We start from the raw sequence: 14,675 nt of genomic DNA on the forward strand, positions 1-14,675 counted from the left end.
GCGGAGGTGCCCGCGATGGGCCACTACAAGAGCAACCTGCGAGACCTGGAGTTCAACCTCTTCGAGGTCTTCGGCCGCCAGGACGTCCTGGGCCACGGCCCCTACGCCGAGGTGGACGAGGACACCGCCCGCGAGATGCTCAAGGAGGTCTCGCGGCTGTCCGAGAACGAGCTCGCCGCGTCCTTCACCGACGCCGACCGCAACCCCCCGGTCTACGACCCGAAGACCTTCTCGGTGACGATGCCCGAGAGCTTCAAGAAGTCGTACGCCGCCTACACGGACTCCGGCTTCTGGGCCGTCGACGTCCCGGGCGAGCTCGACGGCACGGTCGTCCCGCCGTCGCTCAAGTGGGCCATGAACGAGATGGTGCTCGGCGCGAACCCCGCGATCGCAATGTTCGCCGCGTCCTACTCCTTCGCCAAGCTCCTGCACATCCTCGGCAACGACGAGCAGAAGAAGCTCGCCCGGTGGATCGTCGAGAAGGGGTGGCACTGCACCATGGTGCTCACCGAGCCCGATGCCGGTTCCGACGTGGGCGCCGGTCGCACCAAGGCCACCGACAACGGTGACGGCACGTGGAACGTCACCGGCGTCAAGCGGTTCATCACCTCGGCCGAGTCCGACATGGTCGAGAACGTCATCCACTTCGTGCTCGCCCGTCCCGAGGGCGCCGGACCCGGCACCAAGGGCCTGAGCCTGTTCATCGTCCCGAAGTTCCACGTGGACCTCGAGACCGGGGAGCTGGGCGAGCGCAACGGCGCCTACGTCACCAACCTCGAGCACAAGATGGGCCTCAAGGTCTCCACCACCTGCGAGGTCACCTTCGGCGAGAAGGAGCCGGCGGTCGGCACCCTCACCGGTGACATCCACGACGGCATCGCCCAGATGTTCCGTGTCATCGAGCACGCCCGCATGATGGTCGGCACCAAGGCGATCTCGACCCTGTCGACGGCCTACCTCAACGCCCTCGACTACGCGAAGCAGCGCGTCCAGGGTGCCGACCTCACGCAGCAGGCCGACAAGTCCGCGCCTCGCGTCACGATCACGCACCACCCCGACGTGCGCCGTTCCCTCATGACGCAGAAGGCGTACGCCGAGGGCCTGCGCGCGCTCGTCGTGTACACGGCGACCCAGCAGGACATCGTCGACCAGGCGTTCCTCGAGAGCGGCTCGGAGGAGATCGCCCCCGACTCGCCGGCCGACACGGCCCGCCGCGTCAACGACCTGCTGCTGCCGATCGTCAAGGGCGTCGGGTCCGAGCGCGCCTGGGTCCTCCTCGGCACCGAGTCGCTCCAGACGCTCGGCGGTTCGGGGTTCCTGCAGGACTACCCGATCGAGCAGTACATCCGCGACGCCAAGATCGACACGCTCTACGAGGGCACGACGGCGATCCAGGGCCTCGACTTCTTCTTCCGCAAGATCATCAAGGACAAGGCGCAGGCCCTGTCCTACCTCGCGATGCAGATCCAGGAGTTCGCCAAGGACCTCGGGAGCACCGGCGGCACCCTGGACCGCGAGCGAGAGCTGCTCGGCAAGGGGCTCGAGGACGTCCAGGGGATCCTCGGGTTCATGGTCGGCGAGCTGATGAAGTCCGACCCGCGCCAGGACGGTGGAGACGTCACCAACCTCTACAAGGTCGGCCAGAACACCTCCCGGCTGCTGCTCGCCGCCGGCGACCTCGTCATCGGCTGGCTGCTCCTGCGCCAGGCCGAGGTCGCGCACCAGGCCCTCGAGTCCGGCACCGCGTCCGTGAAGGACCGTGACTTCTACCAGGGCAAGGTCGCCGCCGCGTCGTTCTTCGCCCGCACGATCCTGCCGAAGATCGCCGCCGAGCGCGCGATCGCCGAGGCCACCGACAACGCCCTCATGGACGTGCCCGAGTCGGCCTTCTGACCCACACGGCCCCGCGACCGGCGCTGGGCCACCAGGGGGTGGCCACCGGGAGCGGACGGGTATGCCGTCCGCTCCCGGCGCGTGCGAAGGGCTGGCATCCCCCTGCGGATCCAGCCCTTCGACGCCCCTGCGGTCGCACCCCCTCGGCACCCCCGTGCGCGACGGAACCACGACCTCTGCATGCTCTTCGGACCCACCCCCGTGAACGGATTGGTCACCCCCGGGCCTGACACGGATCCGCACATGACTGAGGGCGGGCCGCTCACGAGCGACCCGCCCTCAGTGGTGCATCGTCGTGCTCAGATGCCGCGGTCGCGGTCGACGTCGACCTCGTCGACGCGGGTGCCCGTGGCCGGGTCGGTGTGGCTGACCCGACGGGCCGAGTAGCCGCCTCCGGTCGTGGCCCGACGCGTCACGACGAGGGACAGCAGGATGGCGAGCACTCCGGCAGCCATGCAGATCCACCCCACCGTGGCGAGGTCGATCCCGGACACCGAAGCGTTGAGGGCGAACGTCAGGACGGCGCCGACGACGATGAGGAAGATGCCCAGTCCGATGTACATGTTCACTCCTGGAAGGTCGCGGGCGCAGGCTGCACCCAGTGGGTGCGAGCGTAGACCCGGCGCGCCTGACCTGCAGGAATGGCGCGCAGGGACAGCCGAAAGCATGACGCCCGGCGAAGGTGGGGCGCTCAGGCCCCCGGGCCCATGCCGCCGGTCGGGCCGTTGCCGGTGATGCGGTGCTCCTCGGCCGAGCGGCCCTGGTAGGGGTTGTCGCCCTTCTTCTCGAAAGTCGCACCGCGCCGGTTGAGCAGGAACGCCAGGACCGCGATGACGATGAGCAGGAGCAGGATCAGCTTGAGCATGGTTCCCCACCTCTCCGTGGCCCCGACAGGGCCGAGGACTCGAGACTAGGCCGCGGCCACGGTGAACGGTGCGAAACGTGCTGAACCAACCCCCTTGAGTTCGAACAGGTGTTCGAATACACTGGTCGCATGGCCGCGATCGCCACCGTCCGCACCGCCCCGCTCGGGACGGTCGAGACGCTGCGCCGCATCGACGGACTGCTGGACCGCCTCGACACCGGTGACGTCCGAGGTGGGGCCGCAGCCGCGCTCAGCCTCGGAGAGGTCGATCGGCTCATCGCGCGGCTGCAGTCCGTGCGCCTGTCCCTGGTCGCCGAGGCAGACCGCTCGGAGATCGCCTCGGGGTCCGGGCTGACGGGTACCTCTGCCTGGTTGGCCCTCAGCACCCGCAGGGATGGGGGACAGGCTGCGCGTGACGTGCGGTTGGCAGCTGCCCTGGACAGTGACCTGCCGGCCACCCGTGCGGCGCTGGCGGCCGGGGACGTGTCGACCGAGCACGCCCACGTCATCGCGAGGGCGACGGCACAGCTGCCCGACGGTCTGAGCCTGCACGAGCGCGCCGCCATCGAGGGCGACCTGGTGCGCCGCGCCCGTCTCGTCGACCCGGCCACCCTGCGCAAGGAGGGGCGGCGGATCCTGTCGGCGACAGAGCGTTCCCGGGCCGAGGTCGACGCGCACGAGGACCACGTGCTCCGTGCCGAGGAGGAGGCCGCCCTCGCGAAGTCGCGACTGACCTGGCACCACAACGGCGACGGGACGACGACCGGGCACTTCACCCTGCCGTCGTTGGCTGCGGCGATCCTGGCCAAGACCGTCCAGCAGATCGCCTCACCGCGCCGGTTCGCCCAGAGGGCAGCCACGGTGGCGAAGGCGGCTGGCGCCGGCACGCGAGCCGAGGTCGAGGTGGCCACGTGGGACGCCTTCCGGACGGCGGACGGCGACTGGGCCCACCGCTACGGCAAGGCCTTCGTCGAGCTGCTCGAGCACCTGCCCACCGACTCGTTGTCCGGCAAGGTGGCGGCGACCGTCGTGGTGACCATCGACCACGACCGCCTCGAGGCCGCCGTGGGGGCTGCCCACCTCGACACCGGTCAGGACCTCTCGGCCGGAGAGGTGCGACGCCTGGCATGCAACGCCGGGATCCTGCCGGCCGTCCTGGGCGGACGATCGGTGCGGCTCGACCTGGGGCGGCAGGAGCGGTTCTTCACCGAGGCGCAGCGCACGGCCCTCGCCACGAGGTACGACTCGTGTGCGGCGCACGGATGTGATCGGCCCTATGCGTGGTCCGAGCTGCACCACGAGGACCCGTGGTCACGCGGCGGCCGCACCGATCTCGCCATGGCGGTGCCCTTGTGCGGGCACCACCACCGCCGAGCCCACGACGGGCGCTACTCGCACCACGTCGTCACCGACGTCCAGGGGAGGAAGACCGTCACGTTCGCCCTCCGGAGGTGAGGGAAGTCGTCCGACGTGACGGGAGACGTCTCGTCAGACGCCGCGCAGGTCGAGGGTGAGCTCGGCGGGGGCGTCGGCGACGAGCACGACGGGGATGCCCCAGTCCTGCTGGTAGAGGTGGCAGGCGGCGTGCTCGGGCACCTCACCGGTGACCGGGTCGCCGTCGCACGAGGCTGCCTGCACGGAGACGTGCAGGACGCCGTCGCCGACCGAGGGGTCGAGGTCGAGCACCCTGGTGAGGCCCTGGGCGCTGCCGCCCCCGGAGCGCAGCAGGTGCTCCGGGGTGGCCGACACGACCAGTCGCGTCGGGTCGCCCCAACGATGGTCGAGCTTCTGGCCGGTGGGCGGGGTGAAGGTGACCTCGAGGCGCACCTCGCCCGCCGCGATGCTGGTCCGGGGCCGCTGCGTCTGGCGGGCGAGGCCGTCCACGCGGGTCGCCTTGTCCGGCAACGGGATCCGCACGAGCTGGTGGGCAGCCGACTCCACCACGAGCAGGCTCGTCCCCGAGTCGCTGCTCTCGACAAGGGCGTCGGAGGGCTCGCGCAGGCCGCTGGCGAGCGTGCTCACCTCTCCCGCGACCGGGTCGAACCGTCGGATGGCCCCGTTGTACGTGTCGGAGACGGCGACCGACCCGTCCGGCAGCACGGTGACCCCCAGGGGGTGCTGGAAGAGCGCCTGGTCGGCGGCGCCGTCGCGGTGACCGAAGTCGAAGAGCCCCTTCCCGACGTGGGTCGTCACGACGAACCCCTCGTCGGTCACGTCGAGCGAACGCAGGGCCGAGGTCTCGGAGTCGGCGACCCAGAGGCGGGTGCCGTCAGCCGAGACCGCGAGGCCCGAGGGCTGGGCGAACCACGCCTCGTCCGCAGCGCCGTCACGCACCCCCTCGGCCGAGGTCCCGCCGAGGACGGCGACCGTGTTGTCGGCCGGGTCGGTGGCCAGGTGCAGGGCCCAGAGCTGGTGGACGCCAGCCATGGCGATGACGACCCGGTCGATGAACCAGGCGAGGTCCCACGGGGTCGAGAGCGGCTGCCGGAGGGCCGGGCCGCTGCCGGAACGTTCGCGCAGCTGCTCCCCCGTGCCGGCCAGCACGGTCCAGGTGCCGTCGGACAGGCGCAGGCCGAGGACCCGGTGGTTCACCGAGTCGGCGACCACGACGTCGTAGCCGACTCGCTCCGCAGTGGCCACCGGCAGGACGAGGACGCCCTGCGGCTCGGCGAGGTCGCCGACCTCCGCCCCGCGGAACCTGCCACGCTCGGTGACCAGGTCGGGCTCGAGCCAGACGATCTCGTGGTGCGTGGTGTCGGAGACGACGAAGGAGCCGTCGGGCAACCCGGCGACCTTGCCGGGGAACCGCAGGGCGGTCTCGGCGGGTTCGGGCGCGGCATACGGCGAATCGCCCTGGCGGAGCGTGCCCTTGGCGCTGTGCTCGGCGATGAGCTCCTCGACGAGGACGGCCAGGCCGTGGGCGTGGCCCTCGCCGGACATCGAGGCGACGATGTACCCCTCGGGGTCGATGACGACCAGGGTCGGCCAGGCTCGTGCGGTGTAGGCCTGCCACGTCACGAGGTCGGGGTCGTCGAGGACCGGGTGGTGCACGGCATACCGCTCCACGGCGGCGACCAGCGCGTCGGGGTCGGCCTCGTGCTCGAACTTCGGTGAGTGGACGCCGATGAGGACGAGGGAGTCGGCGTACTTCTCCTCGAGCGGGCGCAGCTCGTCCAGGACGTGCAGGCAGTTCACGCAGCAGAACGTCCAGAAGTCGAGGACGACGATCCGGCCGCGGAGCTCGGCGAGCGAGAGGTCCGCCCCGCCGGTGTTGAGCCAGCCGCGACCTGAGAGCTCGGGCGCACGGAGGCGGGTGGCCGCACGGGGCGACGCGAGCTGGGGCGTCACAGCCGCCGGTCCTGCAGCACGGGGAACTGCTCACGCCAGGTCGTCACGGCATCCATGTCGACCTCAACACTGAGCACCTCCTCGCTAGTCCCGGCCATGGCGAGCGCCTCGCCCGTGGCCGAGATGACCTGCGAGTGGCCACCCATCTCGGTGCCGGCGTGGGTGCCGGCCGTGTTGCAGGCGATGACGACGCACTGGTCCTCGATCGCTCTGGCATGCGCCAGCAGGGTCCAGTGCCGCACGCGGGCGGCCGGCCAGGCGGCAGGGACCACGAAGGCGGTCGCCCCGGCGTCGAGCTGGCGTCGGTAGAGCTCGGGGAAGCGCAGGTCGTAGCAGGTGGACAGGCCCGCTCGCCCTGCCCCGCCCGGCAGGTCGACGAGGACGACGTCCTCACCGGCGTCCATGAGCCTGGGCTCACCGGCACCGAACCCGAACCGGTGGATCTTGCGGTACGTCGCGACGAGGCTGCCGTCCGCGGCGTAGACCAAGGAGGTGTTCCAGAGCCCACGTCCCTCCGGACCGGTCTCGCCGTCGCCGGGCCGTTCGACGATGGACCCGGCGTGCAGCATGACCCCGGCGTCGCGGGCCGCCGCGGCCATCGCGGTGCCGATCGGGCCGTCGACGGGCTGGGCCCGTCCGGCCCACTCGCGGTAGGAGAAGCCACCCGGGGCCCAGAGCTCGGGCAGGACCACGAGGTCGTGGCCCTGCTGCTCGCGGACCAGGGCCGCGACCCGCTCGACGCGGTCGTCCATGGGTTCGTCGTCGCCGTAGGCGACCTGCAGCACCGCGACTCTCATCGGCCCATCATCTCCCGTCGCCCTGGTCGCCCTGCTCCCGGCGACGTTGCCGCTCCTCGCGGCGTCGCAGCTCCGCCAGGTGGGCGTTGTATGCCGCGAGCTCGGCATCCCCGTCACGGTCCGCCTGGCGGTCCTTCCGACGGGTCTCGTCGCGGTCGGAACGGACCCAGGCCACGGCGACCATGAGGGTCAGGGCGAGGGTCGGCGCCTCGCCGATCCCCCACGCCACGGCCCCGGCCTCCTTCTGGTCCTGCAGGGGGTCGGTCATCCACGGCAGCTTGACGACCTCGAAGAAGTCGGGCGCGAGGATGGTCGTGCTCCCCGTCATGACGACCCCGAAGAACGCGTGGAAGCTCATCGTGGCGAAGAGGATGACGAGCAGCATGAGGGGCGACCACTTCTTCGGGCCGGGGTCGATGCCGACCAGCACCCAGACGAACAGGTACCCGCTGAGCAGGAAGTGGAACATCATCAGCATGTGCCCGGTGTGGGTGCGCAGCGCCAGCTCGAACAACGGCGAGTAGTAGAAGATCGCCAGGCTGAAGAAGAACAGCGCCGCGGCCACGACGGGGTTGGCGATCGCCCGGAAGACGCGGGAGTGCACGACCTGGAGCACCACCTCCCGCGGGCCCCACGTCTTGTCGGGGCGCGACGGCAGGGTGCGCAGCGCCAGCAGGATCGGCGCGGCCGGGACGAGGAACAGCGGCACGAGCATCGCGACGACCATGTGCATGACCATGTGCATCGAGAAGAGCACCCGGCCGTACACGCCGGGGGCGCCGCACACGGCATACAGCAGGACCGCCCAGCCGAGCACCCACACGATGGTGCGGTGGACCGGCCAGGCGTCGCCGCGGCGGCGCAGGCGGACGACCCCGGCGACGTAGAGGCCGACGGCGACCAGGGCCACGGCGAGCCAGAACCAGTCGGTGGTCCACGTCGTGAACCAGCTCGAACCGGTGAGCGGAACCGGCTCGGGGTACCCGGTGAGGTTGTAGGCAGGGGTCGCGTCGGCGACCGGCGCCTCGGAGACGGGCGGTGCGCTGCGGGCCATGGCGACCGCGGTGCCCATGGCGATCCCCATGACCACGAGCTCGGCGACGACGAGGCGGGCGAACGCCGTGCCGGGCGAGGCACCCCGCAGGCGGGACAGGAGGCTGCGGCGGTGCAGGTACCCGGCGACGCCGAGCAGGACCAGGGCCAGGGTCTTGACGATGACGAGCGCGCCGTAGCGGGTGCCGAGGTCGGACCACGTGCCGACTCGCAGGAACGCGCTCTGGACGCCCGAGGCGGCCACCGCCGCGAAGCACCAGCCGGCGAGGACGGAGAAGCGCTGCGCGGTGGCGGCGAGGTCGGAGCCGGCCAGCAGCGGCCGCAGCACGGCGAGCGCGAGCAGGCCGCCGACCCAGACGGTGACGGCGACGAGGTGGACGGCGAGGGCGTTGACGGCCGTGCCGTGGTCGGTGGCGCCGGCCGCGTGCCCGGCGAGAGCCAGGGGCAGCAGGGCGACCACGGCGATCGTCGCCAGCCACGCCATGCCCGCCCTGGTGGTGGCCACGAGGGCGCCGATGCACACCAGGGCCGCGAGGCCGCTCGTGAGGAGCACCTCCCGGATCGGCAGGAGCTGCCACGCGAACGTCGTGAACTGCTGGGCGAAGCCCGGGTCGCTCACCGGGATCCCGATGAGGGTGGCCATGCCGAACACGGCGCCGACCGCCCCGGCCACGGCCCAGACGCCGGCGGCGACGCCGGCCAGGCGGGTCGCGGTGATCCGGCGTCGCGTCCGGGTGGTCTCCGGGACCAGGAAGGCGGCGAGCACGAGCAGGCCGACGGTGACCGCGGCGGCGACGTCGTGCAGCACGCGGGCGTAGAGGACGCCCCAGCGGACGACCCCGCCCGGGTCGCCCACGACGGGGGCGACGGCGGCCTGGCCGACTGCCGCGGCGAGGGGCAGCGCGAGCAGCACGGCGACGACCAGGGCGACGCCCGGCAGCCGCGCGGGGGTGGCCGCCTGCGGTCTCACGGACACCGCGGCAGGTGAGGTCATGCCCCCAGCCTAAGTAGGGTGGGGGCATGCCCCTGCATCCGGCAGCACCCGAAGACCTGGCCGGACTCGTCTCGGCCTACCAGGCGACCACCCAGGCCATCGTCGACCTGGGTCGGTCCTGCACCGAGGCCGACTTCGCCAAGGAGACCGCCTGCCCGGGCTGGACCGTCAAGGACCAGATCTCGCACGTCGTGGGCCTGGAGTCCTGGCTGCACACCGGTGAGGTGCCCCGGGTGGACGTGCCCGCCTACGGCCACATCAGGAACGACGCAGGGCAGTTCATCGAGAAGTCGGTCGAGCTGCGCCGCCCGATGGTCGGCCAGAAGATCGTCGACGAGCTCGAGACCGTCGCGGCCCGACGGGTGGCAGAGTTCTCCGCACCCGAGGTCACCCTCGAGACCGTCGTCCGCGGTCCATGGGGCCCCGCGCCCGTCGGCGAGACGCTCCGGCGCCGGATCCTCGACATCTGGACCCACGAGCAGGACCTGCGCCATGCCCTCGGCCGCCCCGGCAACCTCGACTCCGGCGGGGCCGCGGTGTTCATGGACCTGCTGTTCGCCGCCCTGCCGCGGCTGGTCGCCAAGGAGGCCGGGATCGAACCCGGCAACGTCGTCATCATCGACTCCACCGGGCCCGTGATGGGGCGCGCCGGCGTCTGGGTGGAGCCCGGCGACGAGGGCAAGGCGCGCGGCATACCGCTCTTCTCGGGGATCGCCCACGACGGCGACCCGGAGGACGTGTTCACGACCATCACGCTCTCGACCGACTGCCTCACCCGCCGGGCCGCAGGCCGGGGCGGGCTCGACGACATCCACTTCAGCGTGGTCGGGGACGAAGCCGTCGCGCACCGCGTCCTGGAGCACCTCGTCCTGGTCCCCTGAGGCGCGCGCGACCCCTCCTGCTCGTCCGAACGGCTGGTTCCCGGAGCACCGTCGTGCTCAGAAGCAGACAACTGATTGTGCCGCACAACTATCTCGTGATACTTGTATGCCGCAAGCAACCTTCCGTCCCCTAGGTCACCCCATGCCTGAGCACGACCCCTCGCACCACCTCGACCGGGAGACCGCGGACCGGGTGAGCCTGGGCCTCGTCCGCCTCATGAAGCTCCTCCAGTCCATGAAGCTGCACGCCCCACGGCTCCACCCGGCAGTCGACGCCACGGCGTACCCGCTCCTGTTCAACCTCCTCGCCGAACCCCGCCGGGTGTCGGCCCTCGCCGAGGCCATCCACTCGGACGTCTCCACCGTGAGCCGCCAGGTGAGCACCCTCGTCGGCCACGGGCTGCTCGACAAGGTCAGCGACCCGGAGGACGGCCGGGTGCAGGTGGTCCGCCTCAGCGACGAGGGGGTCGCCCTGCTCAAGGACATCCAGCGGCAGCGCAACGAGTGGTTCCGCGAGCTGATGGACGACTGGACCCCCGACCAGGCGAGTGACTTCGCCGCCCACCTCGAACGTTTCGGCTCCGCCCTGGAGACCAACCGGGAGAGCCTCCTGCGCCGCCGCGCACCCCATCCCACCCCTGTCGCCGACACCGGCGACACCAGCACCACGGAGAACTGACATGGCAGCCACCGCCCCCGCGCGGCCCGATGGCCCCCTGACCCACCGACAGATCGTCACGATCCTGATCGGCCTGATGATGGGGATGTTCCTCGCCGCCCTCGACCAGACGATCGTCGCCACCGCGATCCGGACGATCGCCGACGACCTCAAAGGTCTGGACCAGCAGGCCTGGGCGACCACCGCCTACCTCATCACCTCGACGATCGTCACCCCGCTCTACGGCAAGCTCTCGGACATCTACGGTCGCAAGAAGTTCTTCTCGACCGCGATCACGATCTTCATCGTCGGCTCGGTGCTGTGCACCCTGTCGCAGTCGATGCTCCAGCTCGCGTTCTACCGCGCGGTCCAGGGCCTCGGCGCCGGTGGTCTCTTCTCGCTGGCCCTCGCGATCATCGGCGACATCGTCCCGCCGCGTGAGCGCGCCAAGTACCAGGGCTACTTCCTCGCGGTGTTCGGCACCTCGAGCGTCCTCGGCCCGGTCATCGGCGGCTTCTTCGCCGGCCAGAGCTCGCTGCTCGGCATCGACGGCTGGCGCTGGGTCTTCCTCGTGAACGTCCCGATCGGCATCGCCGCCCTCCTCGTCGTCTCGCGCACCCTGCACCTGCACCACACGCGCCTGGACCACCGGATCGACTGGTGGGGCGCCGCCACCCTGACCCTGGGCCTGGTGCCGCTGCTGCTCGTCGCCGAGCAGGGCCGCGACTGGGGCTGGGGCTCGGGTCGCTCGATCGCCTGCTACGTCATCGGCGGGGTGGGCGTGATCGCCTTCCTGCTCGTCGAGCGCGCCATGAAGGACGAGGCGCTGCTGCCGCTCACGTTGTTCCAGAACCGCACCGTCGGCGTGGCCTCCGCGGCTTCCGTCCTCATCGGCATGGCGATGTTCGGTGGCCTCGCGTCGCTCCCGCTCTACCTGCAGATCGTCAAGGGCGCGTCGCCGACCAAGGCCGGGCTGCTGCTCCTGCCACTCACCCTGGGCATCATGTTCGGCTCGATCCTCTCGGGCCAGATCATCAGCCGCACGGGCAAGTACCGCCTGTTCCCGATCGTCGGCTCCGCCCTGCTCGCCGTGGCCCTGTTCGTCTTCCACTTCGTCAAGGCGGACACCCCGCTGTGGCAGACGATGATCGTCATGGTCTTCTTCGGGCTCGGGCTCGGGTTCAACTTCCAGCCGCTGACCCTCGCCGTGCAGAACGCCGTGTCGCCACGCCTCATCGGTGTCGCGACGTCCTCGGCCACCTTCACCCGCCAGATCGGTGGAACGCTCGGCACCGCGGTGTTCCTGTCCATCCTGTTCTCGACGGTCCCCGACAAGATCGCCACGGCACTGCAGAAGGCGCAGGGCACGTCGGAGTTCAAGGCCGCGCTCGCCGACCCGGCGAACGCCGAGTTCGCCAAGTCGATGGCCGCCTCTCAGCAGGCCGGTGGCGGCGGGGCCGCCGGTGGCGTGCTGAAGGACTCGTCGTTCCTCAACCAGCTCGACCCACGCCTGGCCAAGCCGTTCCTCGAGGGCTTCTCCCAGGCGATGGACACCGTGTTCCTCGTCGGTGGCTCGGTCATGGTCATCGGGTTCCTCGTGATGCTGTTCCTGCCGCACGTCGAGCTGCGGGGCGGTTCGGCGTACTCCGAGCGCGGCGCGGAGGACAGGGCCGACGAAGCGGCCGCTGCAGCCGCTCCGCCTGCCGTCGGTCACTGACCGGGTGGGGTGTGGCGCGGGGCGAGCCAGCGCCACACCCCGCGCCATAGCCCGACCGTGGGGGTCCACCCTGACCTGACCCCGAAACGTCCCCTGAACCCCGGGTGAGCCCATCGGCCCCCCCGGGGTTCGTGGTTACTGTGACCCGTGTGGACACCGTCGTGCGGACCCGGGGACTGACCAAGGACTACGGTCCGGTCCTCGCGCTGGACTCGCTCGACCTCGAGATCGGCGCCGGCACCACCGGCCTGGTCGGGGCCAACGGGGCCGGCAAGTCCACCCTGCTCAAGATCCTGCTCGGCCTCGTCCCCCCGACCGGGGGCGGCGCCCGGGTCCTGGGGCACGACATCGCCACCGAGGGGCCGGCGATCCGTGGACTGGTCGGGTACCTGCCGGAGCACGACTGCCTGCCACCCGACGTGAGCGCGAGCGACTTCGTGGTCCACCTTGCGATGATGTCGGGCCTGCCCCGGGTGGCCGCCCGCGAGCGGGCCGCCGAGGTGCTGCGCCACGTGGGGCTCGCCGAGGAGCGGTACCGGCCGATGGGTGGCTACTCGACCGGCATGAAGCAGAAGGCCAAGCTCGCCCAGGCCCTGGCCCACGACCCGCGGCTGGTGCTGCTGGACGAGCCGACCAACGGGCTCGACCCGGCCGCACGCGAGGAGATGCTGGGGCTGGTCCAGCGGATCGGGCGCGACTTCGGGATCGCGGTGATCGTGACCTCGCACCTGCTCGGCGAGCTCGAGCGCGTGAGCGACCACGTCGTCGTGCTCGACGGTGGCCGGCTCCTGCGCGCCTCCCGGACCGACGAGTTCCTCGACGCCACCGGAGTCCTGCTCGTCGAGGTCCTCGGCGAGGACGCGCAGGCCCGGATGGCCGACGCCCTGAACCGTGCGGGTGTGGCCACCGTCCCGCGGGGCCGGATGCTCACGGTCGACGCGGCCGCGCGGACGTCCGCGGAGACCGACGTGCACGACCTCATCCGCGACACGGCCGGCGACCTCGGCCTGGGACTGGTCCGGCTGCAGGTCGACCACCGCCGGATCGAGGACGTCTTCGCCGACGGCGGGGTGCTCCGTGGCTGAGCAGCCCTCGACCGACCCGACGGCCGCGACGCCGGCGGGCGCCAGCGTCATCCACGACCTCGGGTACCGGCCCTACACCGGGCCCCGCCTCGGGCCCGCCGCCATCGCCCGGGCCCTGGTCGTCACCGGCTTCCGCAACGCCTTCGGCCTGGGCCGCTCCGGCAAGTCGAAGGTGCTGCCCTTCATCCTGCTGGGCATCAACCTCATGCCCGCCCTCGTGATCGGCGGCGTGATGGTGTTCGTGGGGCTCAAGGAGCTGCCGATCGGCTACGCGCAGTACGCCTCCACGACCCAGGTGCTGCTCGGGATCTTCGTCGCGTCGCAGGCCCCCGTGCTCTTCTCCCGCGACCTGCGCCACGGCACCATCTCGTTGTACCTCGCCCGCCCGCTCCCCTCCCGGACCTACGCCTTGGCCCGATGGGCCTCGCTGCTCGGGGCCACCCTGGTGTTCCTGCTGCTCCCGATCCTGCTCCTGTATGCCGTGGCGCTGCTCGGTGAGCTCGACTTCGGCACGCAGACCGGTGACGCCGCGGTCGCGGTGGCCCTCGCCGTCCTGCTCGCCCTGTCGCTCACCGGGGTCGCCGGCCTGGTCGCCTCCTGGTCGACCCGGCGCGGGTTCGCCGTCGTCGCCACCATCGCCCTGCTGCTCATCGGCAACGGCATCGTGACCGCGATCCAGGGGATCTCCGGTGAGGAAGGCCATCCACGCGTGGGCGAGGTCGCCGGACTCTTCTCGCCGTACTCGCTGTACCGCGGGCTGATGTCGACCTGGACCGACACCGACGGGCCCACACCCCCGACCGGGACCGCGATGCAGGCCGCCTACTTGGTGGTCCTGGTCGCCCTGTCGGCGGCGTGCGTCGGCGGCCTGGTCTGGCGCTACCGGAAGGTTGCGACGGCATGAGCGGGGGCGTCCGATGAGCATCGTCACCATCGATAAGGCCTCGCGCTGGTACGGCAACGTCGTCGCCGTCAACGGCATCTCGATGACGGTGCGGCCCGGGGTCACCGGTCTGCTCGGGCCCAACGGAGCCGGCAAGACCACCCTCATCGCCCTCATGTCGGGCTTCCTCGCACCGTCGGCAGGCACCGTCACCCTCGACGGCGAGCAGATCTGGCGGCACACGGACGCCTACCGCACCATCGGGCTCGTGCCCGAGCGGGAGCTCAGCTTCGGCTACCTCACCGGCCGACAGTTCGTCGTCGCGAACGCGGAGCTGCACGGGCTGGCCGACCCCGGTGCCGCCGCCGAGCGGGCCCTGGCCGTGGTCGAGATGACCGAGCCCGCAGCCCGTCGGATCGGCACCTACTCCAAGGGGATGCGCCAGCGCGTGAAACTCGCCTCCGCGCTCGTCCACGACCCGTCGGTGGTCCTGCTCGACGA

Annotated in this window: 13 protein-coding genes; 8 read left to right on the forward strand and 5 right to left on the reverse strand. The window is 71.3% G+C overall.

Features of this window, described 5'->3' with window-relative positions:
- Positions 1 to 15 precede the first annotated feature (15 nt).
- Positions 16 to 1,893: an acyl-CoA dehydrogenase gene (locus ASD62_RS10695; protein WP_056915945.1), complete on the forward strand. Its 1,878-nt coding sequence runs from the start codon at positions 16 to 18 to the stop codon at positions 1,891 to 1,893.
- A 299-nt stretch (positions 1,894 to 2,192) separates the two neighbouring features.
- On the opposite strand, the gene ASD62_RS10700 is transcribed toward ASD62_RS10695, so the two are convergent.
- Together ASD62_RS10700 and ASD62_RS20105 are read right to left on the reverse strand one after the other, a co-directional pair.
- On the reverse strand, positions 2,193 to 2,456 hold the full coding sequence (locus tag ASD62_RS10700; protein ID WP_056915946.1) for a DUF6458 family protein: 264 nt from the start codon (positions 2,454 to 2,456) through the stop codon (positions 2,193 to 2,195).
- A gap of 128 nt (positions 2,457 to 2,584) precedes the next feature.
- Positions 2,585 to 2,758 (reverse strand): hypothetical protein, encoded by a 174-nt coding sequence (locus tag ASD62_RS20105; protein WP_157581435.1) that lies wholly within the window; start codon positions 2,756 to 2,758, stop codon positions 2,585 to 2,587.
- Positions 2,759 to 2,887: 129 nt separating this feature from the next.
- Here ASD62_RS20105 and ASD62_RS10705 point away from each other — a divergent pair, with 129 nt between their 5' ends.
- Complete coding sequence (locus tag ASD62_RS10705) at positions 2,888 to 4,213, forward strand: HNH endonuclease signature motif containing protein (RefSeq protein ID WP_056915947.1); 1,326 nt, start codon at positions 2,888 to 2,890, stop codon at positions 4,211 to 4,213.
- Positions 4,214 to 4,246: 33 nt separating this feature from the next.
- Here ASD62_RS10705 and ASD62_RS10710 read toward each other — a convergent pair whose 3' ends face one another.
- Genes ASD62_RS10710 through ASD62_RS10720 form a run of 3 tightly spaced genes read right to left on the reverse strand, consistent with a single transcriptional unit; the run spans position 4,247 to position 8,950 of the window.
- Complete coding sequence (locus ASD62_RS10710) at positions 4,247 to 6,106, reverse strand: NHL domain-containing thioredoxin family protein (RefSeq protein ID WP_056915948.1); 1,860 nt, start codon at positions 6,104 to 6,106, stop codon at positions 4,247 to 4,249.
- A complete protein-coding gene (locus ASD62_RS10715) occupies positions 6,103 to 6,903 on the reverse strand; it encodes a carbon-nitrogen family hydrolase (protein WP_056915949.1) in 801 nt (266 codons plus the stop codon). The genes ASD62_RS10710 and ASD62_RS10715 overlap by 4 nt, the downstream gene beginning before the upstream one ends.
- Positions 6,904 to 6,910: 7 nt before the next feature.
- Entirely contained in the window at positions 6,911 to 8,950 is a 2,040-nt protein-coding gene (locus tag ASD62_RS10720; RefSeq protein ID WP_056915950.1) for a cytochrome c oxidase assembly protein, read from the reverse strand.
- A 26-nt stretch (positions 8,951 to 8,976) separates the two neighbouring features.
- Between ASD62_RS10720 and ASD62_RS10725 the strand changes: the two genes are divergently transcribed.
- The 6 genes from ASD62_RS10725 to ASD62_RS20710 all read left to right on the forward strand — a co-directional run.
- On the forward strand, positions 8,977 to 9,831 hold the full coding sequence (locus ASD62_RS10725; protein WP_056915951.1) for a maleylpyruvate isomerase family mycothiol-dependent enzyme: 855 nt from the start codon (positions 8,977 to 8,979) through the stop codon (positions 9,829 to 9,831).
- Between the two features lie 142 nt (positions 9,832 to 9,973).
- Positions 9,974 to 10,510, forward strand: coding sequence for a MarR family winged helix-turn-helix transcriptional regulator (locus tag ASD62_RS10730; protein WP_056915952.1), 537 nt, complete (start codon positions 9,974 to 9,976; stop codon positions 10,508 to 10,510).
- A gap of 1 nt (position 10,511) precedes the next feature.
- Complete coding sequence (locus ASD62_RS10735; protein WP_056915953.1) at positions 10,512 to 12,206, forward strand: MDR family MFS transporter; 1,695 nt, start codon at positions 10,512 to 10,514, stop codon at positions 12,204 to 12,206.
- Positions 12,207 to 12,355: 149 nt separating this feature from the next.
- Positions 12,356 to 13,291, forward strand: a complete 936-nt coding sequence (locus tag ASD62_RS10740) for an ABC transporter ATP-binding protein (protein WP_056915954.1) — start codon at positions 12,356 to 12,358, stop codon at positions 13,289 to 13,291.
- Entirely contained in the window at positions 13,284 to 14,195 is a 912-nt protein-coding gene (locus ASD62_RS10745) for an ABC transporter permease subunit (RefSeq protein ID WP_056915955.1), read from the forward strand. Before ASD62_RS10740 ends, ASD62_RS10745 begins: the two co-directional genes overlap by 8 nt.
- A gap of 13 nt (positions 14,196 to 14,208) precedes the next feature.
- Positions 14,209 to 14,675, forward strand: a 467-nt coding sequence (locus tag ASD62_RS20710) for an ATP-binding cassette domain-containing protein (protein ID WP_235530681.1), incomplete at its 3' end; no start/stop codon positions are given.

Source organism: Phycicoccus sp. Root563, assembly GCF_001427915.1.
GTDB lineage: Bacteria > Actinomycetota > Actinomycetes > Actinomycetales > Dermatophilaceae > Pedococcus.